Here is a 24,550-nt window from a genome sequence, read left to right as displayed (position 1 = left end):
ATAAAGTTACTTGTTTATAAAGCTTTGCAAAGCCTTGGCTTGGTGATTGATCACAAAAGCACTGTTAATTTTTTATCTATTCGAATGAATAATCCAAATGAAACCAGAAATAAAATTACGTACCCAATACTCCTTTATCTTCCCCATCCAAACACGTTGGGCAGACAACGATATTTATGGTCATGTGAATAATGTGACTTATTATAGTTATTTTGATACTGCAGCGAATGCACTCTTGATCCAAAAAACCGACTTTGATATACATCACTCACCCATCATTGGTTTGGTGGTAAATTCTTCGTGTCATTTTCTCGAAGAACTCACCTATCCAGAAATTATTGAGGTTGGGGTCGCCATTGCAAAAATTGGTAATTCATCACTGAGCTATGATCTGGCTATTTTCAAACAGGGTAAAACTGAAGCTTCAGCACAAGGTCAATTTGTACATGTATTCGTAGAGCGTGAGACAAAGAAAAGCACCCCGATTCCACAAAAAATGCGAGATGCTTTGCAAGACTATACAACCTGAGTTCGATATAAGTTTTTGATGAAATATGATACGCGGAAACGTCATCCGCAACTGTCTGAGGCAGGACTTCATTCATAAAGTATTGTTTCTGCGATTCATTGAATGCGCTTCTGGTCGTCGACGAGTTTTGCGGATGACAATGGTTTTGCCTACTTTTGCCGAAACAAAAGTAGGGCGAGCCGCAGGCTGATCCTGAAATTGAATGACAGTTCAGCAAGACTCCGTCGAGATCATTGCTTTTCAATAAGTTAAAGATATAGTTAAGTCGAACTCACGTTATATAGTTTAAGCCTAAAAAATTGACACTTAAGACTATTTAGCTCCAACACCCTAAAAATAAACATCATTTTAAGCCAAGGTATTTTGATCCCAAAAAGCCTGACTCACTTCAGGCATTTGATTTAACATTTCAATAATCGGCTGAATTTCTTTTTCCTCAACAGAATTCGCAATCAAAATCGCCCTAATCTCTACATCTTGCTCACCAAAAGGTTCTACATCAAAATCTTTAGCAGGAAAATGATAACGCTTTAAAGCTTTATTCAGCTCATCCATGACATATTTACTGTGCTCTTTTTGACAAACCACATAAATTTCATGTTGCATTTCCGAATCAACATTTAAAGGTTTACGGTCGATAATATGCCCAATAGGACGTAATAAAGTATTGGCTGCCAAAATAAATATCGTCGCTAATATAGCCTCCACCAAGCGGTCACAACCTGCCGCAGCACCGACAGCAGCAGAACACCACAAGGTCGCAGCAGTATTGAGTCCTTGAATATTCCCTTCTTGGCGCATGATTACCCCTGCGCCAAGAAATCCAATGCCAGAAACCACATAAGCAATCACCCGTACTGAACCATCAGCACCTGTTAAGTTATTGGCAATATCAACAAATATAGCAGCGCCAAGGGCGACTAATACATTGGTTCTTAAGCCTGCTGTACGCTGCCTATACTGTCGCTCAAACCCGATCAATCCCCCTAAAATAAAAGCGCCAAGTAAACTAATCAAGGTATCTAGCATATTCGCTAATTCTAGATGTTGAATGAATTGGAGTTGCATTGGAGTTCTCCATTACCAGCCGTAACGACGGATGTAAATTTTTTTCATCAGTTGCACAACCAGCATGTAGCCAAGCAAGATGAAAGGTAAAAATAAGAAATAAGTTAATGGTAAAGCTTGTAATTTTAAGTACTCAGCAAAAGGCCCCATTGGTAAGAAAATACCAGCAGCCACAATGACCAAGGTCATGACTATCAAAGGCATTGCCGCACGACTTTGAATAAATGGTATTTTTTCTGTACGAATCATATGCACAATAATCGTTTGTGTTAGTAGCCCCACGACAAACCAACCGGATTGAAACAAGGTTTGCTGTTCTGGTGAATTTGCATGAAATACAAACCACATGAGAGCAAAGGTCAAAATGTCAAAGATCGAACTGGGTGGCCCAAAGAAAATCATAAAACGTCCAATTTCATTTGGTTTCCAGCTTTGCGGTTTTTCAATCAACTCATCATCAACATTGTCAAATGGAATGGCGATTTGTGATACATCATAAAGTAAGTTCTGTACCAGCAAATGAATCGGTAGCATTGGTAAAAACGGAATAAAAGCACTAGCTACTAATACCGAAAAAACATTACCAAAATTTGAACTTGCCGTCATTTTGATATATTTCAGCATATTGGCAAATGTACGTCGTCCCTCTAGCACGCCTTCTTCAAGCACCATTAAACTTTTTTCAAGTAAAATTAAATCTGCTGACTCTTTGGCTATATCCACTGCTGTATCAACCGAAATTCCAATATCAGCACTACGTATCGCAGCCGCATCATTGATTCCATCGCCTAGAAATCCAACCACATGTCCATTCTCTTTCAGCTGCATCACAATACGTTCTTTGTGAACTGGACTTAATTTGGCAAATACCTGTGTATATTCAACGGCAAATTTTAGTTCTTCATCAGTCATGTTCTCAACATGCCCACCTAAAAGAACATGTTCACAGTCCAGACCAAGTTCTTTGCAGACCTTTTGAGTAACAAACTCATTATCACCTGTAAGCACTTTGACATTGACGCCATGCGCTGCCAATTGAGCTAAAGCAGGTGCAGCAGATTTTTTAGGAGGATCCAAGAAAGTTAGATAACCAGTTAAAATCAAATTACTTTCATCTGCGACAGAAAAGTCATCTGATCTCCCACTAAAATCTCGATACGCGATAGCAATAACACGTAAACCTTCAAGATTAAATTGGCGTATTTTTTCTTGAATCGCCTCAAGATGGTCTGGTGTTAATAGCTCAATCTTGTCATTTATCTCTATATGCGAACAGACTTTCAGCATTTCCTCTGCCGCACCTTTAGTGATGATACGTGCGTTACCTTGTAAGGTTCTGACCACTACTGACATACGTCGACGCACAAAATCAAACGGTACTTCATCAAGCTTCTTAAATTTAAAATTTAGATCCTGTAAGTCTTGTGCAGCATGGTCCAAAATTACAGCATCCAGTAAATTTTTCAGCCCTCTTTGGTAATAGCTATTTAAGTAAGCCTGTACCAATACACGTTGTGATGTCTTGCCATTTACATCGACATGTTGTGATAAACAAATTTTATCCTCAGTCAAGGTACCTGTTTTATCTGTGCATAAAATATCCATTGCGCCAAAATTTTGAATCGCATCTAAACGTTTAACGATAACTTTTTTACGAGATAAAAATACTGCACCTTTGGCCAATGTTGAGGTCACGATCATCGGCAACATTTCAGGTGTTAAACCCACAGCTACAGATAAAGCAAATAGCAATGCTTCACTCCAATCACCTTTGGTAAAGCCATTGATAAATAATACAACTGGCGCCATGATCAACATAAATCGAATCAATAACCAACTGACTTTATTTACCCCCATTTGAAATGAAGTCGTTGCACGATCTGCATGGGATACTCGGTGTGCCAATGCCCCAAAATAGGTTTGTGTCCCAGTATTTACCACCACCGCTTTTGCAGAACCAGACACAATATTGGTTCCCATAAAAACAATATTTTCCAGTTCCAATGCATTTTGTAGGGTGTGATCTTTTTGATCAGCAAACTTTTCTACAGGAATAGATTCACCTGTCATCGACGCTTGTGAAACAAACAGATCTTTTGCAAAGATAATTCGACAATCCGCAGGGATCATATCTCCAGCAGACAATAAAATGATGTCACCAGGGACCAAATCTTGGATCGCAAGTTCAACCTGTTGAGATCCTTGATCTAGGTCGCATTGCAGGGTTTCAAGGTCTGGGGCATCCCAATCTACTTGACGAATCACAGTAGCCGTATTACTTACCATTGCTTTTAATGCAGCGGCTGCTTTATTTGACTTAAACTCTTGCCAATAGCGCAACACCGTAGAAAGTACAACCATGGTTGTAATAATAATTGTGCCTTCTATATCGTCGGTAAAGAAAGCCACCAAAGCCAAAATGGTAAGTAAAATATTAAATGGATTGCGATAGGCATACCAAAGATGCTTCCACCACGGCAGTGGTTTTTCATGCGCAAGCTCATTTAATCCAAATTGTTCTTGTCGTTGTTCAACCAGCTTTGCTGACAAGCCTTGCTCTGTTGTATTTAAATGATTGAGCAATTGCTCTGAAGCTACATAGGAAGCATTGATCAAACTTTGTGAAAGCTTTTTACTAATTTCACTGGCATAACTGGCTTGATGTAATTCTTTAAATGAGCGATGACGTTCAAATAAGTGTTGAATATGATATTTTTTGATGAAATTAGAAAATAAACGTTGCCATAGATTATGAAGCATAATGTTCTCCTTTTTTGGCAATAAAGACTTCTTCCTATTGAACAGGAATTGAATTAGATGATTTTTTTATGAGCTTAAAATTGGTGAGAAACTCAGCTCCCAGCCCAAACCAGCGATCATGATGGTGGTCAAATCGATCTGCATAAGCCACTTGGACCCTGACAAAATCTTGAATCAACTCATAACCAAATGCGGTTTGAAAAAATACAGACTGATGATCTTGATTAAAGATTTCTGCACTGAGCGAAGTTTTAGCATTGATCCAATAATTGCTTGAAATTGCAGCTAAAACATACTGAGTATTGCCCTGATGTTCATAGGAGATGTTGCCATTTAAAAATAACCGATCATCCAGTAATAAATAAGTTACGGGGAGATTCACTTTCCAACTAGAGTGGTCATCACCATACATATTTCGGCTTATTGTTAAGGATGCGGCAGCGCCCCAACTATTCGAATCCACTGCTTTCAAATTACGTTTGAATTGACCTGATATCACATCATGACGATTCTTATTTTGAACATGATCATCCAGCTGAAAACTTAATTCCAAATTTTTGGCGATACCACATACTGGAGAAAAACTGGAATTAACCTCCTGATGTTTATAAAAGTTTATATTACTTTCAAAATGGCAAGTATACAGATCAGCAACAGTTGCATCATCTGTAATTAATACAGGATCTGCATGAGCTGATTTATGAATAATAAGTAATAAAAAGCAGCCTGTAATCAGTGCTGTTTCTATCATACAAAGTTGATTGATTACCATCCGTAATCCTCATTGCTGAGGCGGTATGAATCTAAGTGCGCACAAAAACAAGCCAAAATTGAACTAATTAAAGTCAAAATTGAGCTGCTTCACGTCAAAATGGGGATGTAGTTTAAAATCAGATTATAACTGTCTCATTGCAAGACAGCTTTCCTAAAGGCAGTGCTCTCTTGCTCAGATACGAATAATGGCTGTATATAAACTACAGCGCCTCGATGAACAATTTGCCACTTAGGGTCTCCGCTAATTAAAGTTGCCGCAATTATAACCATAAAAATATTTAAAACAAGTGATTTTCAGCATAACAACGTCTATAAATGCCAGATTGATCATCATAATTTGAATTAAAATTCTTATATAAATTGAGAACCTGATGAGATTTTAAAATGATTTATCTTGGCACAGGCAGAAAGGAATTGTGAATATTCCTTAAATTTCGGCAAATAAAAACAAGCCCAATTCCAGTGAAATTGAGCTTGTTTAAAATGATATTTAATCTAAATGTTTTTTAAAAATTAGGCTTTGAGCTGAATATTTTCCAACTTTCCATCCAATGCTTCAATTAAGCTTTTAACCAAAGGCTCTTTTTGAAGCATTTCACTGGCACGATCATAAGCTCGAAGCTTACGTTCGTTTTGCATCATATAAGGTGTAGTCGACTCAACTTCACCATATTGCACTGTAAACAAAGTACTCGGCCATTGCTGTTTTAATTTTGCCTCAAGGTCATGTTGTGCTTGGTTCAGTAATTTTTCATATTTTTGTGAAATTTGAAAAATAGATTGACCATTCACATCCCCTGTCATTAATCCATGCTGTGCAAGTTCTTGAACAGCTGGAGAAAGTGAGCTATTTCTAAACCAATACTCCCATTTTTCAACTGTCCACTCACCTTCTAAGACCTGTAATTTTAAAGCAAGTATCTGTTGCGGCGTTTGTTCCTCAGAAGAGGATCCACGTTCTATTTCAGGGATAATATTAGTAACTTGAGCTGGAGTATCTGTTTGAGAATGAATAGGCTCAATCAATTCAATTTCAACATTTTGATCCTGATTTTCAGGTGCTAAAAAGAATACATCTTGATTTGGACTAGACGGAGACGTGGTATTTTTCGGTTGACTCAACTCAGCACCAAACAAGGTTAAACTTGGTTCTGCATTTTCTACGTCAATTTTCTCTTGAACAATTGGCGGCTGCGCTTCAACACCTTGACTATTATGAGCCGTTGCTTCAACCACAGTGCTTTGTTGTACTTCCTCAGCAAAGTCATCTAAATAGTCATCACTACTCGGTTCATGGTCAACACTTTGCTGTTGAGCTTGCTGATCTTCAACTTGGTCAAAAGCAGGGTCTAAATCACTCACTACATTCTGTGAATTGATCTCAACCTGCGCTTGCTGTACCTCAGCTTCCGCTAATGGTGCGTAAGTTTCTGATTGATAACTCACATCCAAAGCTACATTTTGTTGTTCAATATTTTTTTCAACAGGTACTTGCTGAGCCTGCTGTTGATGAGCTGGCTCTTGCTGAATCTGTTCTTGTTGCACACCCCCCGTTTGAACATATGCTTGATGCGGTTGCTGTGAAATAGCAACTTGATCGATATTCTGATTGTTTTGTGGTTGTTGAGCTTGAGAGACTACAATTTCATTGATTTGCATCGGTCTAAATGCCAGTAAACGCAATACTGTCATTTCAAAGCCTTGCTCTTGTGTTACTGCAAGTTGTAGCTCCGCTCGACCTTTACAGGCAATTTGATAATAAAGCTGTAAATCTTGTGCAGAGACAATTTTTGATAACTGCATAATTTTTTGATTAATTTCAGCACTGTATTTTAGACTTAAATCAGGCAAATATTGCAACATTGCCAACTCATGCAAAGTCGAAATAAACTGATCTAAAACCAATGAAACATCTAAAGCCTGTTGCCTAAATTGTAGTAATAATTGACTGACACGTGCATTTTGGTTTTGATGAATTGCCAAGATCAAATCATAAATGATGGTTCTATCAATCAAACCCAGCATTTCTTTGACATCTTGATGCTGAATTGCACCTTGACCATAGGCAATTGCTTGGTCAGTTAAAGACAACGCATCACGTAATGAACCTTGGGCAGATTCAGCAATTTGCCAAATCGCATCTTGCTCTGATGAAATTTCTTCTTTATTTAAAATATCTGTAAGGTGATGGGTAATTTCATCTACAGCCAATGGACGTAATGTAAATTGCAAGCAACGTGAAATCACCGTAATTGGTAATTTTTGTGGATCTGTTGTCGCAAATAAAAATTTTACATGTTCAGGCGGTTCTTCTAATGTTTTCAATAACGCATTAAAGGAATGCGTCGACAGCATATGTACCTCATCGATCAAATATACCTTAAATCGCCCTTGGGTCGGTGCATAAGGTACATTGTCGAGCAACTCACGTGTGTCTTCGACTTTAGTCCGTGATGCAGCATCGATTTCAATAAGGTCAATAAAGCGCCCTTCATTTACCGCCTTACAAGTTGCACAAACTTCACAAGGTGTAGAGGTTACCCCTGTTTCACAATTTAAACATTTCGCTAAAATTCGAGCAATTGTGGTTTTCCCCACCCCACGTGTTCCAGTAAATAAATAGGCATGGTGTAAACGTCCACGATCTAAAGCACTGGTCAGTGCACGTGAAACGTGATTCTGTCCGACCAATTCATTAAAGTTACGTGGGCGATATTTACGTGCAAGTACCTGATACATGGAAGCTCCTAGTTACAGGTCTAAGGATACTGTTTTTTTGCTGATTAGTGAATGAAGAACTGTAGAGTTATTTTTTATTAGAGATAATTCGATCAATTTCTTCTAATTTGACACTGTGCTCTACAACATAAAGTTTATCTATCTCTTAAATAGATTTAAAAACATACAGTAGCTATTTTACTTTAAAAAAACACTGCCGTGGCACTGTTAAACAAATCACAATTTAAGCTTGCTAAAGTTTTCAATCGGTATATCAAACTCATTTTTTCATACTATAAAATCTAAATGTAAAAACAAGCGCATAATTTAAATTATGCGCAATATTCTAGACTGCTAGCTGTTTCTTTGCAGGTAAAGCGCGCCAAACAAATACAGATAAAACTAGGAACATCACACCCGAAATACCCAAGACTTTACTATGCGAATGAATAAACGCTTCAAAAGCAGCTTGTTTTACCTGTTGCATCAATGCAGGTTCTAATTGTTTGCTCAGCAATAATGCCTCACCAATAGAAGAACTTGCTTGAGCTGCGATATTCAGCGGTAAATGATCAGGTAAGATAATCGAATGCGCATAAAATATAGATAGCAATAGTCCAAAAATCGCAATCCCAAGACCTGCCCCTAACTCATACGCCATGCCTTCAATTGCACCAGCAGCAGTTGCTTTTTGTGGAGGTACAGCAGACATAATAGCTGCCGTGGAAGATAATAATGCGATTTCAACACTGATCCCCATCAGCACCATCCACACCCAAGCTTGAATATAATCGATGTCAAAATTGGTCATGGCCAAACCAAAGAAACATAAGGCACACATCAGCATCCCAACAGTTGCAACAGGTCTTAAACCATAGTGATTCATTAAAATACTAGTAAAAGGTCCACCAATACTGATTGCTATCATAAAGGGTAAAATAAACAAACCTGCTTCCAATGGGCTATATCCATACACAAACTGTAATTCTTGTGAAAGGAGTAGCTCAAAACCAACTAATGCAATCATAGCCACCATCGCCATCACAATACTGGTTGAGATCACAGGATTCTTAAACAGACTAAAATCAATCATCGGTTGCGTTGTTTTCAATTGATGACGGATGAATCCCACCAACAATCCCAATCCAAGCACAAAAATCAAAATCATCCCTAGGCTAAACGCATAGATAGAGGTCTTAATCGAATAAATCAGCATTAAGATTGCAGTGACCAAAATGAGCGCTTGTAATAGATTTAAAGGTTGTTTGGTTTGTACTGCTTGCTTTGGCACCAGCCATGTCGTCAATACCAAGACCAAAATAATAATTGGCACGTTAATCAGGAAAACGGTTCCCCATGAAAAATGTTCCAGAATAAAACCACCCAACAGTGGACCAAAAGCGGCTCCACCACCACCGACAGTTCCCCAAATACCTAAAGCATAATTACGTTGTTTTTCATCTAAAAAGGTATTTCGAACACCTGCCAAGGTTGCAGGTAAAATCATGGCAGCGCCTACACCAAGAAATGCTCGGGCAGCAATCAACATATAGGCTGAACTCGCAAAAGCAGCCATTAGCGAAGCCACACCAAAAATACCAGCACCAATCAGCATCAGCCGTTTAAAACCAATACGATCCCCCAATGCCCCCATGGGTAAAATCAAGCCTGCCATGATCAGTGAATAGATATCTATCACCCAGAGCATTTCATTACTGGATAGTGATAAGGCAGCACTCAATGTTGGGATGGCAACATGCAAAACCGTTGCATCAATTGAAACCGGTAAATAAATTAAAACGATGATTGCCAAAATCACCCAATTGCGGTACATAACACACCTAATTAAAGTTGGACACTTGTTCAAGTTCCATCATTATAACCAGACTTGAACAAACGTCCAACTTTGTTTAATATTCGTTTTGTAAATTTTGTTGTATTAAAAGTGATGAACTATTTAAACCGAGAACAACGTCGTAATATGATTTTGGATGCAGCAAAGCGTGTTGCATTACAAGATGGATTGAATGGATTAACAGTGCGCCGTATTGCCGCAGAAGCACAAGTTTCAACAGGACAAGTACATCATCACTTTGAATCAAGTTCGCATTTAAAGGCCGAAGTTTTTATTGAATTGATGGATCAACTCAATGAAGTAGAAGATCAAATTAAAACCGACAGTAGTTTTGAACGTTTATCTCTTTTACTAGGTTTTGAAAATATTGAACAAACTCAACCCTATCTACGACTCTGGAATGAAGCTGAGATTTTAATCGACCAAGATCCTGAAATTAAAAAAGCTTATAATATTACGATGGAACAATGGCATGTTGCCTTGGTTACAGCGATTGAACATGGCATCGCCCAACAAGAATTTAAAATTGCTACAGCCAGCAGTAGCCAAGACATTGCTTGGCGGCTGATTGCTTTTGTTTGTGGTTTAGAAGGAATCTATCAACTTGGCTTAAAAGGTCTAGACCAACACTCGTTTAAACATCATGTCGAAACCATCTTGAAAATGGAGTTATTTGCCTAAGAAAATATAGATGGATCTATATGCCGCTGTTTAAAGTCCTTATTTTTAATTCTTTTGCACTATAAGACTCAGCCATCTAACCTTCTATGAAATTTCAATCGCTTTGACCTTAATATTTAGAACCAGCCTTTACTTCCCTTAAGTAAACCATCAGCGCAACGTAATGTTTCTTGGGTCAGTCCCCAAAGACGATAATCACCGGTGATTGAACCAATGGCAAAATTATGAGTGTACGCAAAACTAAGCCCTCGTTGCGGATCACACCATGCCCCAGAACCGTTATATCCAATATGACCAAAGCCTTGCTTGGCACGTTTACCCATACTAATCACGCGGTGGTAGCCTAAACGCCATTTCATAGGAATTGGCATCACGCGATCTCGTTTAATCGATTGGATTTGACTTAACTCTGCAAATATTTCAGGGCGAATTAAAACTTTTCCTTCCCAAACCCCTTTATTTGCCATCATGGCATAAACTTTTGCAAGACTATTGGCGCTAAATACACCATTGGCCGCTGGAATAATCGCTTGAAGCCCTTGGTCACTAAAGAAACTAAAATCACGCATCCCTTTTGGTACCATGGCATCTAAAAAGTCTTGCGGATTTTGTCCAGTTAATTCAACTAATTTATCTGAAAATGACGTTTTATGGTGCTTAGTTTTGCTTTTACTGGATTTTGTTTCTGTTTTTTGTACAGGTGCTGCTTTTTGAATTAAACGCGCCACACGATTTAACTCAGCTTCAGGCACACCAAAATATGCACCATCAAGTTGTAGTGGTTCAACCAAATACTTCTGCATTAACTGTGTTAAAGATTGTTGCGTTGCTTTCTCTAAAACACCACCCACCAACCAGCCAAATGTTAATGCCTGATATGCAATATCGGTTGCTACAGCAAAACGAGGTGTGGCCTGCTCCATGACCTTGAGCATATGCTGCCAATCGGCCATTTCAACTGCACTAGCAATGATATTTCGAATATCGTATAAGCCACTTTGATGGCTCAAAATATGACGTAAAGTCATATTCTCTTTACCATTTTGAGCAAATTCAGGCCAAAAATTAACAATAGGTGTATCGTAGTCTAAGAAACCTTCGCTCACCAAAATGTGCGCGAGTGTTGCCAGTACACCTTTCCCCGTGGAATAACAAACCGACAAGGTTTGCTCATTCCATTGCTCAGTTTTTGATTTTTTACCCGTATATATATCGACAACTTTTTCATCTTGAAAATAAACAGTTAAAGCAGCACCACCATTTTCGCTACGACCATCCTGCAAACGGCTAAATTGAACAGCGAGATCTTGAAAACGCTCATCCACATAGCCCTGATAATTTTTCGTATTCGCAAAAATAATGTCCGTTAAACTGCTCATTGCCCTATCCTATTTTTTTAATCATAACTTTTTTAATTAAAAAAGCCTGAATCATCTCGACTCAGGCTTTATATTTTATCTTATAAAGCGTTAACCACACCAGAAACATGAGGTTTTTGTGATTTTTGATTACGAATCAAAAAGTCAGTTGTTGTACCTTCTTGCGCAGTTAAAAGCTCTACTGTTGAAGGTAAATACATCGGCAATTTAAACAATACATCTGCTTCATAAGCTTCTGGTAAGTTGAGCCCAGCAAGAACACGTGCCTTACTCCACATCCCATGAGCAATCGCTTGTTTAAAGCCAAATGCTTTTGCCGTCAATGCATGGATATGAATCAAGTTAAAGTCGCCTGATGTCATAGCATAACGACGACCAGTATTTTCAGGAACTTCCCAAACCGCCTGAACTTGATAATTTGGTTCTTTTTTATCTTTTGGTTTTTCTGCAACTGAACCATCAGTCTTTTGACGCGCTAAATAAGTGGTTAATCCTTGCATGACCACTTCACCGCCAACTTTAGCAGTCGTGATGAAATCGAATTGAACCCCTTTGTCATGTGGTTTTAACTCACCAAATTGACAAGATAAAGTTAGCTGTTCATTGACACCAATTTTACGTGTTTGCTTAATTTGATTACGAATATGTACCAAGCCTAAAATTGCAAAAGGAAATGCTTCAGAGGTCATCATATGCATTTGTAAACTTTGCGATAAAACAGCTAAATAAATTGCGGGAATATACCCATTATTTTTAAAGCCACACACTTCGTTATATGCTTTTAAATGATTGGGATCAATTTTGAATGAATCAACCACATATTCAACTTGCGGTAGAACTTTTTCACCTTTTGGCTTTTTAAAAATTAAACCCTGAATCACTTTTGGATAAGCTAAATATGGCTTAGGAAGTTGACTAAAATGGCGAGTATTCATACTGGACCTTTGAAAAATTAATTCTTATTCAACATTTAAAAAATCCAACATTTCAGTTGGAAATTAACGGATGATACAGCTTAAACATCCTGATTTCGTTCAAGAGAAAGCCAGCGAGAGTGTTATTTAAATACACAAATAATCTCTTCGCCATAATCCCCTAAACGAAACAGGACTTCACTTATGTGTGATTATGCACCCAATAAGCTTTGACCACAAACACGCACAACATTACCATTTAATCCTGTAGATGCTGAAGATGCAAATAAAGCAATTGTTTCAGCAACATCAACAGGTAAACCACCTTGACTCATTGAGTTCATACGACGACCCGCTTCACGGATTGCAAATGGAATTGCCGCTGTCATTTGAGTTTCAATGAAACCCGGCGCTACAGCATTAATGGTAATACCATTTTTTAACACAGGCGCAGTAAATTTCACCAAACCAATGACACCTGCTTTTGATGCAGCATAGTTGGTTTGACCTAAGTTACCAGCAATACCTGAAATTGAAGATACGCAAACGATACGACCATTTGCATTTAAACCATCATTTGACAATAAATAATCGTTAATACGTTCAGCAGCAGACAAGTTGATATTAATCACTAGATCCCACATCTCTGGCTTCATATTTGCCAAAGTTTTGTCACGTGTAATACCCGCATTATGTACGATGATATCTAAACCACCTTGTTGAGCTGCCGCAGCTTTGATTTTTTCACCAGCATCAGCAGCCGTGATATCAATTGCGAGCGTAGAACCACCGATTTCACTTGCAACACGGTCAAGGTCTGCTTGTTGTGGTGGAACATCTAAACAAATTACATGTGCGCCATCACGTGCCAATACATGTGCAATCGCTTCACCAATACCACGGCTTGCACCTGTAACAAGCGCAGTTTTGCCTGCAAGCGGTTTTGCCCAATCGATATCAACTACATCACCTTTAGATACGCGAATCACTTGACCCGATACGTATGCTGAACGTGGAGAAATTGCAAAACGTAAACTTGATTCCAAGTTTTGTGCAGCATCTGCATCAACCAGAATAAGATCAGCAGCAATTCCTTTCTTAAACTCTTTACCAACCGATTTAACAAACCCTTCTAATGCACGTTGTGCAATCGCCTGCTTAATCGTTGGTGCAGTTTCAGGTGTTAAACCAATAATAATTACACGACCTGATGTTGCAATTTGACGAGCAACAGGATTAAAAAACTTGTGTAGTTCATGTAATTGTTCTGAATTTTGAATCCCTGATGCATCAAATATCACTGCTTTAAATTTTGATTCTTTATCGCCTTCATTAAAAGCACCAACATTCAAACCAGATTTTGCCGCAGCTTGTTGTAACTCTGCGTTATTCCCTGCATAAGTGTTGGCATGAATATTACTAAGAACCTGCGCAACTTCACCAGTAAAATGACTCTTTGGAGCCGCACCGAATAATACAGCACCTTTAACGACAGGAGTGGCTGACTCAAAGCGGTCTAGCTGGATTGGTGATGGTAAACCTAAATTTTTTATGACAAATTTACCAATTGGAGATTTAGCAAATGCTTGGTATTGGTCAGACATGTTTCTTATCTCTCATCAAATTAATTTTGTATGGGGCTTAAGCTATCTTTTAACTGCAGTATAATCTCAGATATTTAGCTGTGTTGCGCTTTCTTAAATGGCTTGCGTTGTTCTTCGCGCAAGGCTTAGAGGAATCGTCAACAACGCTATCATCTCTATGACCCATAAGTTTCAGTTAAATCATACTTGAGTAGCCAAAATGATGACTTGACCTGAAAGAATATGCAAATGTCATTATAGTCAATTCGAGTCATAGCCAATTATGTTAATGTAAGCACTAAGAATATTGCGAACATGCTTGGAAAAGCCTTATGAGCAAAACAACTCAAGAAAATTCAAACGCTGAAAGCACTGTACAAGAAACTGTGTCAAATACATCAAAAGCTCGTACTCGTACGAGTAAAAGTAGCAACACAAATTCTACAAATGCCAATGCAGCCAACACGACTAAAAAACCGACTCGTGCACCAGCAGCTGCTTCACGTAGCAAAGCAACGGCATCGACGGCAAAAAAAGTTACAACAGCTTCATCTTCTAAAACTCAAACTTCTGGTCAGCAGGATAAAATTATGAGTCAAAACACTGTACGTCGCGTAGCAATTATTGGCGGTAACCGTATTCCTTTTGCACGTTCAAATGGCCCTTATTTCCGAGCGTCAAACATTGACATGCTTACTGCGTCTTTGAACGGTTTAATTGAACGTTTTAACCTTCAAGGTCAACGTTTAGGTGAAGTTGTTGCTGGTGCAGTTCTAAAACATAGCCGTGATTTCAACATGACACGTGAATGTGTTTTAAATACTCAACTTGCCCCTGAAACCCCTGCTTATGATATTCAACAAGCATGTGGTACTGGCTTACAAGCAGCTTTCCTTGTTGCAAACAAAATTGCATTAGGCCAAATTGAAGTGGGTATTGCTGGTGGTGTAGATACTACCTCTGATGCGCCAATCGCGTTTGGTGACGGCTTACGTAAAGCATTGCTTGAATTAAACATTGCAAAAACAGGTAAAGACCGTTTAAAAGCCTTAGCTAAAATCAATGTTAAAGACTTGATGGATGCGCCAAAAAATGGTGAACCTCGTACAGGTTTATCTATGGGTGATCACCAAGCGATTACTGCTTTAGAATGGGGTATTCCTCGCGAAGCTCAAGATGAACTTGCTGCATCTTCACATCAAAAAATGGCCAAAGCATATGAAGAAGGTTTCTTCGATGATTTGATCACGCCATTTATGGGTCTAGATAAAGACAATAACTTACGTCCTGATTCTTCAGTTGAAAAATTGGCTAAGCTTAAACCTGCATTTGGTAAAGGTGATACTGCAACAATGACTGCAGGTAACTCTACTCCACTTACAGACGGCGCTTCAGTTGTACTTTTAGCCTCTGAAGAATGGGCGAAAGCAAATGGTCATGAAGTACTCGCGTACTTAACATTCACTGAAACTGCTGCTGTAGATTTTGTCAATAAGAAAGAAGGTTTATTGATGGCGCCTGCTTATGCTGTTCCGCGTATGTTGGCTCGTGCGGGTATTAAGCTTCAAGACTTCGACTACTATGAAATTCATGAAGCTTTTGCATCACAAGTTCTTTCGACCTTAAAAGCATGGGAAGATCCTAAGTTCTGTAAAGAACGCTTAGGTCTAGATGCACCATTGGGTTCAATTGACCGTAGCAAACTCAATGTTAAAGGTTCTTCTTTAGCTGCTGGTCATCCATTTGCAGCAACAGGTGGTCGTATTTTGGCAACTGCTGCAAAATTGATTAACCAAAAAGGTTCAGGTCGTGTACTCATTTCGATTTGTGCTGCTGGTGGTCAAGGTGTAACTGCAATCGTAGAGAAATAAGTTCTCTGATTTGTACAGCACTTTCAAAAAAGCATCCTTCATGGATGCTTTTTTATTGCTCGTCAATCTACATGTCGCTAAAAAGCTTTTACATAGACTACTCTACTCAATACAAAAAATGGTTAGCCGAAGCTAACCATTTAAAATCTTCACTATTCTTAGGGAAAATAGTGTTGATTTTAGAAGCGATACCCCACACCAACATAAGTAATCAAAGGATCTATATCAACTTTTGTCGTTGAATTAATCAGTCGCTTACCAGTATTCGCATCAACGACATCTATCTTAGCCTGATTGTTGAGCTTGGCATAAGAAACGGAAGCCACACCAAACCAGTTTTCATTAATATCATAGGTTGCACCCAGACTTACAATAGGTGCAATTGCATCTGTCGTTTTAACTCTAACATAAGGATTTGCACTAGAAGGTTTACCATCCAACGCAGCCCCTGCTTTTCCATCTAAAACATTTTGGATCATATGTCCCGCTGCAACCAGATCACTTTTGATTTGTGAGTTCAACTTGATATCCGTGAAATGAGAGTACATCACTCCTACCCCGATATATGGACGTAATTTGTTGACACCAGATTGACCAAATTGATATTGCGCTTCAAGCGCTGGTGTCCATGCACGCACTGATGCTGCTTTAGATTTGTTGCCTAAATTGGTGATTGGAATTGCTTGGTTTAAATCAATGCCATCTGGAAATAAAATTCCGACTAGGTCACTTGGCGAGGTGGCTAATCCTGTGAGAGGTGCCAAGATTTCCCCTTTACCTTTAATATCCACTTTTGGAGGAATCCCACCAATGAGTTGCAAAGAAACATTGTCGTTGATGTAATAATTTAACATCAAGCCAAGTGTATCCACATCATCGACTTCAAGCCCTGTACCCTTTGCTTGCCAATTTTCCAAGCCATGAATATTTGCGGTTCCTGCGACCTCCGGCAAAATATTACCCTTACCATCAGTCAATAAGGTTTGCATAAAGGCATCATTGAGAAATTCAGTTAACACCTCTTTCTGATTAAATGGCACTCCGCCTAAGTCTTCTCCCATCGCATTAGGATCAACTGAGTTTAAAAAACTGGTTGTAGAGATACTTCCGACTGTTGCATTGGTACCATTTTTAACACTGGTATTAATATTAAAGGGATTGGCTTTTCCTTGAGGCATGACATGTAACCAACCTGCAGATACTGAAAAGCGTTTATACTCCCCCGCAAAACTCGTGCTGGTAATCGCGAATAATGAAGTTGCTATAGCAATATTTTTTAACGTTAATATTTTTTTCATTTTTTATCCTTAAAATATGAGATTACCGAACCGTGGCAACCTGTTTAAAAAACATATATAAAAAACAATATTTATGTATAAAATTCTGATCAATAGCATTTACACTCATCCGTAAAAAATATTGGTACTTTTATTTTTAAATTTTTTATAATACTTATTAATGATATATATCATTATGTTATTTTTATCATTTAGCATAAATTAACAGTACAGGTATATTTAAAAAGTCTATTTAAGCCCCTGCTGACCTAGTATAGAAATATCAAATTTTTCACATAATTTTCACTTTTTAATTATTAACACACATTCTCATAAATTGATAATTTAGTCTATTTTGATGGATTTTAAAATTTATCCCCAAAATTTAACTCAACGATTCACTTTTTAAAAATAAAATGATCTGTCAAAGCAAAAAATACCAAATAAAATCTGTTTTTGTAGTTTTTAATCAAAACTTGCGTTCAAGTATGCTTTTCACCTTAAAAATTATAAAGAAAAACTTCATCACTTTATTTTAAATAAAAATATCAAACACTTAATTTAAAGTTTTCATTATTAAAATTTGGTAGGTGTTTAGTAGGTATTCAATCCAGCCCTCAAAACTGATACTCAACCTCAAGGTGATCATCACCTTTCTGGAATGATGAAATAACAATGGTAGAAGGAATCGCACCATGGCTTTTAAAAATATAGCAGATCAAACAAACGGTTTTTACATCCCTTGCGTCTCACTTTTTGGTCCAGGTTGTGCCAAAGAAGTCGGTGCTAAAGCACAAAATTTAGGGGCAAAAAAAGCCCTCATCGTCACTGATGCTGGCCTATTCAAATTTGGTGTTGCAGACATTATTGTTGACTATCTCAAAGAAGCTGGTGTAGACAGTCATGTTTTTCCTGGTGCAGAACCAAACCCGACAGATATTAATGTACACAATGGCGTAAACGAATATAACAATAATGGCTGTGACTTTATTGTGTCATTAGGTGGTGGATCTTCTCATGACTGTGCAAAAGGAATCGGCTTAGTTACCGCAGGTGGCGGTCATATTCGTGATTATGAAGGGATTGATCAAAGTAAAGTCCCAATGACACCGCTTGTCGCAATCAATACGACAGCGGGAACTGCTTCTGAAATGACTCGTTTCTGTATTATCACCAATACAGATACCCATGTAAAAATGGCGATTGTTGACTGGCGTTGTACACCGCTTGTTGCAATTGATGATCCTAAACTCATGATTGCAAAACCTGCTGCTTTAACTGCTGCAACGGGTATGGATGCTTTAACTCATGCTGTAGAAGCTTATGTTTCAACTGCTGCAAACCCAATTACCGATGCATGTGCAGAAAAAGCCATTTCGATGATTAGCGAATGGTTAAGCCCTGCTGTTGCCAATGGCGAAAATCTTGAAGCACGTGATGCAATGGCATATGCACAATATTTAGCAGGTATGGCATTTAACAATGCGTCTTTAGGTTATGTACATGCAATGGCTCATCAATTAGGTGGCTTCTATAACCTTCCACACGGCGTATGTAATGCAATTCTATTACCGCATGTGTGTGAGTTTAACTTAATTGCTTGTCCTGACCGTTATGCAAAAATTGCCCAATTAATGGGTGTCAATACTGAGGGTTTAACCGTTACTGAGGCTGCCTTTGCTGCGATTGATGCAATTCGTGAGTTATCATCATCTATTGGTATCCCTTCTGGCTTAGCTGAACTGGGTGTCAAAGCGGAAGATCATGCAGTGATGACCTCAAATGCGCAAAAAGATGCCTGTATGTTGACCAATCCACGTAAAGCAACTGATGCTCAAGTCATTAAAATCTTTGAATCAGCAATGTAAAAACGATCCCCTTTCGTTCTACTCAGCCTGACAACTGTTTTAGGCCAAATACAATGAAGTATGCTTGATACTCAGGAATATTACTTTGGTAGTATTCCTTTTTTATACGCTTATCAAAAAATGACAATCATTATTGTCAGATATATTGATAAAGTCACAATCTATGACTATGATGCTTAAAACATCAGCGGATTATTTCAGCAATGACAACAACAAGTAAAACCATCATCATCACGGGTGCAAACACTGGAATCGGGCTTGCAACTGCAGAAACTTTTATTAAGGATGGTCACCATGTGATCATTGCTTGTCGTAATCCAGAGAAAGCAAAAACAGCACAACAGCACTTAGAATCATTCGGTACAGGTCAAGTAGACGTGATTCGCCTTGATTTAAATAGTCTTGAACAAATTAACCAAGCAGCCAATGAAATTATTGCCAAATATGAAAAAATTGATGTATTAGTCAACAATGCTGGCATGATGACACCTGATCTTGAGGCCACAGCTGATGGTTTTGAAAAACAGTTTGGGGTAAATTATCTTGGGCCTTTTCTTTGGACATTGAAACTTCTTCCATTGGTTCAAAAAGCCCAACAAGGTCGTGTAATTCATTTGGCTTCAATGATGCATCTTTTAGGTCGTATCCAACCTGAAAACTTTAACGCGGATCAAGTGAAAAAATACAATGGTGTTTTGAGCTATGGCAATAGTAAATTAGCCAATCTGCTGTTTAGTAATATCCTCGCCAAACAACTACATGGAAGTCATGTCACCAGCAATGCATTACATCCAGGTGGCGTAGATTCTGAGATTTATCGTGAATTACCCAAATGGCAATATGCAATAATTAAACTTGGTCTTATTCCACCATCTAAACCTGCCGAATTAATTAAAAAAATTGCTTTTGATCCGTCATGGGAAAAGCGCAATGGTGATTATGTTAGTTTACAAACCCCTGCGTTTAAATCAGGCAAAGCCAAAGATATACAGTTGGCACAAAAACTATATGATGAATCCTATGCTCTGGTAAAAGACTATCTGTAATTTTTCGGATTTCATTTTTCTATAAAATTCAGGAATACGCTATGACCACTCAATCTACTGAATATCAACCTGATATCCTTGGTACAGGTTATGAAAAACTAACCTTAAACTTAGCAGATGACTATGATGGTAAAGTCATTGCGACTTTGGTACGCAAACAAGCAGCTCAAGCGACCAAGAAAGCGGTGCTCTATATCCATGGTTTTATCGATTATTTCTTTCAAACAGAAATGGCTGAACAATTTAATCAACATGATTATGATTTTTATGCACTTGATTTAAGAAAATATGGTCGTTCTTACTTACCACATCAAAAATATTATTATGTTTTAAATTTGAATGAATATGATGAAGAAATCACGCAAGCATTAAAGATTATTGGTCAGGAAGGCCACACTGAGGTGTTACTGGCAGGACATTCTACAGGTGGATTGATCGCAACATTATATGCAGCACATTATCCACAACATCCCCTTATTCAAGCCTTATGGTGCAATAGTCCTTTTTATGACTTTAATATGCCTGCTTGGAAGAAAAAATTAGCCCTACCCAAACTCAGCGCACTGGGTAAACGCTTACCTAATTTAAAGTTTCCAAGTGAATTAAATAAATGGTATGTCACCAGTCTGCATAAAGATTTGCAAGGCGAATGGGATTTCAGCTTAGAGTGGAAAAAACCAACTTACCCCAAAGTTTATTTAAGCTTTGTGCATGCAATTTTTGAAGCGCAAAAAGAAATTCATGCAGGCGTACAGATCAATGTACCAACCTTGGTGATGCATTCTCACAAAACAACCTATCCTAAGAAATTTAACCGAGATGCTCAAAGCACTGATGTTATTTTAGAGGTCAAAGACATCATCAGGGATGCAGGTAAAATACATGGCGATGTTAATGTCATGACCATTCAAAATGGACTACATGACTTGGTTTTATCGGCACCAGAAGTCAGAAAAGAAGTTTATCATCAACTTTTTTCCTGGTTAGCCCAAAAACAGCTTTAAAGGCTCAAATCCATTTTTCTTTACAAGTGAATGATCAGTTAAAAGTATCCTGCAAAATCAATGTTCATCTTTATATTTCATTAGAATTTGATGAGCAGGATGCCCGACTGGTGTAAGTTCAATCAGACGTTCAACGGCATCAATCGCTTCTGGAAAATGTGCAAGATGTTTTAATAAAGCATCTGTTTCATTGGCTTTGAAAATCGCTTCACTCAGGCGTGATTCGAGGCAGTCTCGCCATGCAGATAAAAAAGGACTTTCGGTTTTAGCTAAAAATACACCTTTGCATAATTTTAAAGCGGATTCGGTATAGCCTGCATCTAAAGCATTCTCTGCTTGCAAGAAATCTGCTTCAACATGTGCCAATAAACGATAAGGCCGTGAACCCAGCATGCCACCCAAGATATCGCGCAATTGCGACATTTCAGCTTTTAATGTGCCGACACTCACTTTTCGTTCACCATACAGCGCTTGATGTAAATTTTCCAGATTCATCCCTTGTGGACACAACGCAAGAATAGTCAAAATTTCAATTTGTCGTGGTGTCAGTACCACGATCTTGCCATTGAACAACACTTGTGGCACAGCAAAAGCCCGGATAAATAAATGTTGTTGCTGAAACTCTAGCAATGCCGATTGAATAATTGAGGCACAGCGCTCAGCCGCCAATAATCCCAAACTATTGTGATGATTCCATGTGGTTGACAGATCAATTACTCCTAAAACTTGTTTGGAATATGGATCTATAATTGGAGAGGCATAACAAACCCAGTCATGCACCGAAGACATAAAATGTTCATTAGAAAACACACAACTGGATTGTTGGGTTTTTAATGACAGTGCCAAAGCATTGGTTCCCACCAAATCTTCTCGCCATTGCCCACCAGCAATAAAATGAACACGTTCTGCGGCATTGCGCATTTGCCCACTTGCGGCTGACCAGATAATGGTACTGCCAATATCCCCTACTGCAGCAACCATTGCCGACTGTTCTGCGATATGGGTTAATTCATCACGACAATGTTCGATTGCTTTTTCTAACAGTGTTTTTCTTTCTTGTTTTACATTCATCAAGGGTGCAGCATCACGATCTTTGGGAATCGCAGCTGAATTGGAACGTTGCCATGAACTTGCAATACTCTGCCCGAGTTGATCAGCATGTTTTAAAGACAAACTACTGCTTTGGCGTAATTGCTCAATTAAACTCCGTTTATTTGATAACTCTTGTTGGCTTAACATACGCTACTTCCTCTGTAATTCGTTAAAAAATATCCTATCCTTTCTCTGTTGTTTTTATCCAGCGGACCTGCTTATAAATTACTCTACCACATTAACATAGTGAGCTTAACCTGAGTCAACACAACTCATACCAAAGCTGTAGAATAAAACCAATTTTTTCCAATATTTAGCAATTTTCCAATAAACAAGAAAATATTGCCAAAGATTAAAGCATAGCGCAAATATGTCTTGGATTTCATCCAACCTTTTCCCTACCTTTGACTCTCTATGCTCAAACCATCATGTAAACAATCATTGTTCATACATGCCATATTAAACACATCATGAATGATCATGAATATAAGTAAAGGGATACTCTTATGCGTTATGTAGATCCAAATCAGCCTTGTTCAAAAGTACAGTTCAAAGCCCAATATGAAAACTTTATTGATGGCAAATGGGTAGCACCGGTTAAAGGGCAATATTTTGATAATGTCTCTCCTGTAGATGGTAAAGCCTTTACCAAAATTCCACGTTCTTCTGCGGAAGATATCGAACTTGCATTAGATGCAGCACATAAAGCCAAAGCTTCATGGAACAAAGCTTCTCCAACAACACGTTCAAATGTACTGCTGAAAATTGCAGATCGTTTAGAAGAAAATTTAGAATTACTCGCAGTTGCAGAAACATGGGAAAACGGTAAGCCAATTCGTGAAACATTGGCAGCCGATATTCCTTTAGCAATTGACCATTTCCGTTATTTTGCAGGTTGTTTGCGTGCACAAGAAGGTGGTATTTCTGAAATTGATGAAGATACCATTGCTTACCACTTCCATGAGCCTTTAGGTGTAGTTGGTCAGATCATTCCATGGAACTTCCCTATTCTTATGGCGGCATGGAAACTTGCACCAGCACTTGCAGCGGGTAACTGTATTGTGCTTAAACCTGCTGAACAAACTCCATCAAGTATTTTAGTTGTTGCTGAACTCATTCAAGATATTTTACCGCCAGGCGTTTTAAATATTGTCAATGGTTACGGCGTTGAAGTGGGTCGCCCACTGGCAACCAATCCACGCATTGCTAAAATTGCATTTACGGGTTCCACTGCTGTTGGTCAAATGATCATGCAATATGCAACTGAAAATATTATTCCTGTGACACTTGAGCTTGGTGGTAAATCACCAAACATTTTCTTTGAAGATGTCATGGATAAAGATGATGATTATTTAGACAAAGCACTTGAGGGCTTTGCCATGTTCGCTTTAAACCAAGGTGAAGTATGTACTTGCCCATCACGTGCCTTGGTTCAAGAAAGTATTGCAGATAAATTCCTAGAAATGGCAGTTGAACGTGTAAAACGCATTAAAACGGGACATCCTCTAGACACTGACACCATGATTGGTGCTCAGGCATCTCAAGAGCAACAAGACAAAATCTTGGGTTGTATTGCAACAGGTCGTGCTGAAGGTGCTCAACTGCTTACAGGCGGTGGTGATCGTCAGGAAGTCGGTCAAGGTTTCTATATTGAACCTACCATTTTCAAAGGCGACAACAGTATGAAGATTTTCCAAGAAGAAATTTTTGGACCAGTGCTCTCTGTCGCAACATTTAAAGATTATGACGATGCGATCCGAATTGCCAATGATACGATGTATGGCTTAGGTGCTGGTGTATGGTCGCGTTCTGCGCATACCTCTTATCGTGCGGGTCGTGCGATTGAAGCTGGTCGTGTATGGACCAACTGCTACCATATCTACCCTGCACATGCTGCATTCGGTGGTTATAAGAAATCAGGTATTGGCCGTGAAAACCACAAGATGATGCTCGATCATTATCAACAAACCAAGAACTTACTGGTAAGCTATTCAACCAAAGCAATGGGCTTCTTCTAAGTTCTATAGTTGATTTACACTTTAAAAAAGCGAACTTCGGTTCGCTTTTTTGGTCGTGATGACGATACTTTTTAATTCCTATCACAATCAATTCATTATTTTATACAGATTGC

General features: G+C 38.5%; 17 protein-coding genes. 7 read left to right on the top strand and 10 right to left on the bottom strand.

Features of this window, described 5'->3' with window-relative positions; all coding sequences use genetic code 11:
• The first annotated feature begins 97 nt into the window (after window positions 1-97).
• Complete coding sequence (locus FY049_RS15335) at window positions 98-529, top strand: acyl-CoA thioesterase (RefSeq protein ID WP_056512827.1); 432 nt, start codon at window positions 98-100, stop codon at window positions 527-529.
• A 348-nt stretch (window positions 530-877) separates the two neighbouring features.
• On the opposite strand, the gene FY049_RS15330 is transcribed toward FY049_RS15335, so the two are convergent.
• The 5 genes from FY049_RS15330 to FY049_RS15310 all read right to left on the bottom strand — a co-directional run bounded on the left by FY049_RS15330 (window position 878) and on the right by FY049_RS15310 (window position 9,683).
• Entirely contained in the window at window positions 878-1,597 is a 720-nt protein-coding gene (locus FY049_RS15330; RefSeq protein ID WP_056512824.1) for an MgtC/SapB family protein, read from the bottom strand.
• Between the two features lie 12 nt (window positions 1,598-1,609).
• Window positions 1,610-4,357 (bottom strand): magnesium-translocating P-type ATPase, encoded by a 2,748-nt coding sequence (mgtA, locus tag FY049_RS15325; RefSeq protein WP_446083967.1) that lies wholly within the window; start codon window positions 4,355-4,357, stop codon window positions 1,610-1,612.
• 34 nt (window positions 4,358-4,391) lie between these two features.
• Window positions 4,392-5,129: a hypothetical protein gene (locus FY049_RS15320; RefSeq protein WP_446083966.1), complete on the bottom strand. Its 738-nt coding sequence runs from the start codon at window positions 5,127-5,129 to the stop codon at window positions 4,392-4,394.
• Window positions 5,130-5,644: 515 nt separating this feature from the next.
• Complete coding sequence (dnaX, locus tag FY049_RS15315) at window positions 5,645-7,870, bottom strand: DNA polymerase III subunit gamma/tau (RefSeq protein ID WP_446083965.1); 2,226 nt, start codon at window positions 7,868-7,870, stop codon at window positions 5,645-5,647.
• Between the two features lie 325 nt (window positions 7,871-8,195).
• Window positions 8,196-9,683 (bottom strand): MFS transporter, encoded by a 1,488-nt coding sequence (locus FY049_RS15310; RefSeq protein WP_419280089.1) that lies wholly within the window; start codon window positions 9,681-9,683, stop codon window positions 8,196-8,198.
• Window positions 9,684-9,797: 114 nt separating this feature from the next.
• Here FY049_RS15310 and FY049_RS15305 point away from each other — a divergent pair, with 114 nt between their 5' ends.
• Window positions 9,798-10,385 carry a TetR family transcriptional regulator gene (locus FY049_RS15305; protein ID WP_004719539.1) on the top strand — a complete coding sequence of 196 codons (588 nt, stop codon included), beginning with the start codon at window positions 9,798-9,800 and terminating at the stop codon, window positions 10,383-10,385.
• Window positions 10,386-10,501: 116 nt separating this feature from the next.
• Here FY049_RS15305 and FY049_RS15300 read toward each other — a convergent pair whose 3' ends face one another.
• From FY049_RS15300 to FY049_RS15290, 3 genes are all read right to left on the bottom strand, one after another.
• Window positions 10,502-11,764 carry a serine hydrolase domain-containing protein gene (locus FY049_RS15300; protein ID WP_446083964.1) on the bottom strand — a complete coding sequence of 421 codons (1,263 nt, stop codon included), beginning with the start codon at window positions 11,762-11,764 and terminating at the stop codon, window positions 10,502-10,504.
• Between the two features lie 80 nt (window positions 11,765-11,844).
• Window positions 11,845-12,699 (bottom strand): MaoC family dehydratase, encoded by an 855-nt coding sequence (locus FY049_RS15295; RefSeq protein ID WP_224963749.1) that lies wholly within the window; start codon window positions 12,697-12,699, stop codon window positions 11,845-11,847.
• Window positions 12,700-12,890: 191 nt separating this feature from the next.
• On the bottom strand, window positions 12,891-14,282 hold the full coding sequence (locus tag FY049_RS15290; RefSeq protein ID WP_105713690.1) for a 3-oxoacyl-ACP reductase: 1,392 nt from the start codon (window positions 14,280-14,282) through the stop codon (window positions 12,891-12,893).
• Window positions 14,283-14,593: 311 nt separating this feature from the next.
• Between FY049_RS15290 and FY049_RS15285 the strand changes: the two genes are divergently transcribed.
• Window positions 14,594-16,132: an acetyl-CoA C-acetyltransferase gene (locus tag FY049_RS15285; protein WP_004719531.1), complete on the top strand. Its 1,539-nt coding sequence runs from the start codon at window positions 14,594-14,596 to the stop codon at window positions 16,130-16,132.
• Between the two features lie 179 nt (window positions 16,133-16,311).
• Here the strand turns inward: FY049_RS15285 and FY049_RS15280 are convergent, their stop codons facing one another.
• Entirely contained in the window at window positions 16,312-17,430 is a 1,119-nt protein-coding gene (locus tag FY049_RS15280; protein ID WP_056512793.1) for an OmpW/AlkL family protein, read from the bottom strand.
• Window positions 17,431-18,104: 674 nt separating this feature from the next.
• On the opposite strand from FY049_RS15280, the gene mdh reads away from it, so the two are divergent.
• The 3 genes from mdh (at window position 18,105) to FY049_RS15265 (ending at window position 21,327) form a co-directional block, all read left to right on the top strand.
• Complete coding sequence (gene mdh, locus FY049_RS15275) at window positions 18,105-19,277, top strand: iron-dependent methanol dehydrogenase (RefSeq protein ID WP_105713693.1); 1,173 nt, start codon at window positions 18,105-18,107, stop codon at window positions 19,275-19,277.
• A gap of 203 nt (window positions 19,278-19,480) precedes the next feature.
• The gene (locus FY049_RS15270) at window positions 19,481-20,323 is read left to right on the top strand and encodes an SDR family oxidoreductase (protein WP_056512785.1); all 843 of its coding nucleotides are present in this window, start codon (window positions 19,481-19,483) and stop codon (window positions 20,321-20,323) included.
• Between the two features lie 41 nt (window positions 20,324-20,364).
• Complete coding sequence (locus FY049_RS15265) at window positions 20,365-21,327, top strand: alpha/beta hydrolase (RefSeq protein ID WP_446083963.1); 963 nt, start codon at window positions 20,365-20,367, stop codon at window positions 21,325-21,327.
• 57 nt (window positions 21,328-21,384) lie between these two features.
• On the opposite strand, the gene FY049_RS15260 is transcribed toward FY049_RS15265, so the two are convergent.
• The gene (locus FY049_RS15260) at window positions 21,385-22,566 is read right to left on the bottom strand and encodes a hypothetical protein (RefSeq protein WP_004719519.1); all 1,182 of its coding nucleotides are present in this window, start codon (window positions 22,564-22,566) and stop codon (window positions 21,385-21,387) included.
• Between the two features lie 359 nt (window positions 22,567-22,925).
• Here FY049_RS15260 and exaC point away from each other — a divergent pair, with 359 nt between their 5' ends.
• Complete coding sequence (exaC, locus tag FY049_RS15255; RefSeq protein WP_446083962.1) at window positions 22,926-24,437, top strand: acetaldehyde dehydrogenase ExaC; 1,512 nt, start codon at window positions 22,926-22,928, stop codon at window positions 24,435-24,437.
• Window positions 24,438-24,550 lie beyond the last annotated feature (113 nt).

The organism is Acinetobacter sp. 1125_18A (genome assembly GCF_052824985.1).
This window is presented reverse-complemented; position numbering and strand designations above follow the sequence as displayed.

What these genes read in the sequence shown, in the direction of transcription:
- FY049_RS15330 (WP_056512824.1), bottom strand. Translation starts at nt 1,597, where the DNA reads ATGCAACTCCAATTCATTCAACATCTAGAATTAGCGAATATGCTAGAT.
- FY049_RS15260 (WP_004719519.1), bottom strand. Translation starts at nt 22,566, where the DNA reads ATGTTAAGCCAACAAGAGTTATCAAATAAACGGAGTTTAATTGAGCAA.
- FY049_RS15285 (WP_004719531.1), top strand. Translation starts at nt 14,594, where the DNA reads ATGAGCAAAACAACTCAAGAAAATTCAAACGCTGAAAGCACTGTACAA.
- mdh (WP_105713693.1), top strand. Translation starts at nt 18,105, where the DNA reads ATGGCTTTTAAAAATATAGCAGATCAAACAAACGGTTTTTACATCCCT.
- FY049_RS15320 (WP_446083966.1), bottom strand. Translation starts at nt 5,129, where the DNA reads ATGGTAATCAATCAACTTTGTATGATAGAAACAGCACTGATTACAGGC.
- mgtA (WP_446083967.1), bottom strand. Translation starts at nt 4,357, where the DNA reads ATGCTTCATAATCTATGGCAACGTTTATTTTCTAATTTCATCAAAAAA.
- FY049_RS15280 (WP_056512793.1), bottom strand. Translation starts at nt 17,430, where the DNA reads ATGAAAAAAATATTAACGTTAAAAAATATTGCTATAGCAACTTCATTA.
- FY049_RS15290 (WP_105713690.1), bottom strand. Translation starts at nt 14,282, where the DNA reads ATGTCTGACCAATACCAAGCATTTGCTAAATCTCCAATTGGTAAATTT.
- FY049_RS15265 (WP_446083963.1), top strand. Translation starts at nt 20,365, where the DNA reads ATGACCACTCAATCTACTGAATATCAACCTGATATCCTTGGTACAGGT.
- exaC (WP_446083962.1), top strand. Translation starts at nt 22,926, where the DNA reads ATGCGTTATGTAGATCCAAATCAGCCTTGTTCAAAAGTACAGTTCAAA.
- dnaX (WP_446083965.1), bottom strand. Translation starts at nt 7,870, where the DNA reads ATGTATCAGGTACTTGCACGTAAATATCGCCCACGTAACTTTAATGAA.
- FY049_RS15300 (WP_446083964.1), bottom strand. Translation starts at nt 11,764, where the DNA reads ATGAGCAGTTTAACGGACATTATTTTTGCGAATACGAAAAATTATCAG.
- FY049_RS15335 (WP_056512827.1), top strand. Translation starts at nt 98, where the DNA reads ATGAAACCAGAAATAAAATTACGTACCCAATACTCCTTTATCTTCCCC.
- FY049_RS15295 (WP_224963749.1), bottom strand. Translation starts at nt 12,699, where the DNA reads ATGAATACTCGCCATTTTAGTCAACTTCCTAAGCCATATTTAGCTTAT.
- FY049_RS15270 (WP_056512785.1), top strand. Translation starts at nt 19,481, where the DNA reads ATGACAACAACAAGTAAAACCATCATCATCACGGGTGCAAACACTGGA.
- FY049_RS15310 (WP_419280089.1), bottom strand. Translation starts at nt 9,683, where the DNA reads ATGTACCGCAATTGGGTGATTTTGGCAATCATCGTTTTAATTTATTTA.
- FY049_RS15305 (WP_004719539.1), top strand. Translation starts at nt 9,798, where the DNA reads ATGAACTATTTAAACCGAGAACAACGTCGTAATATGATTTTGGATGCA.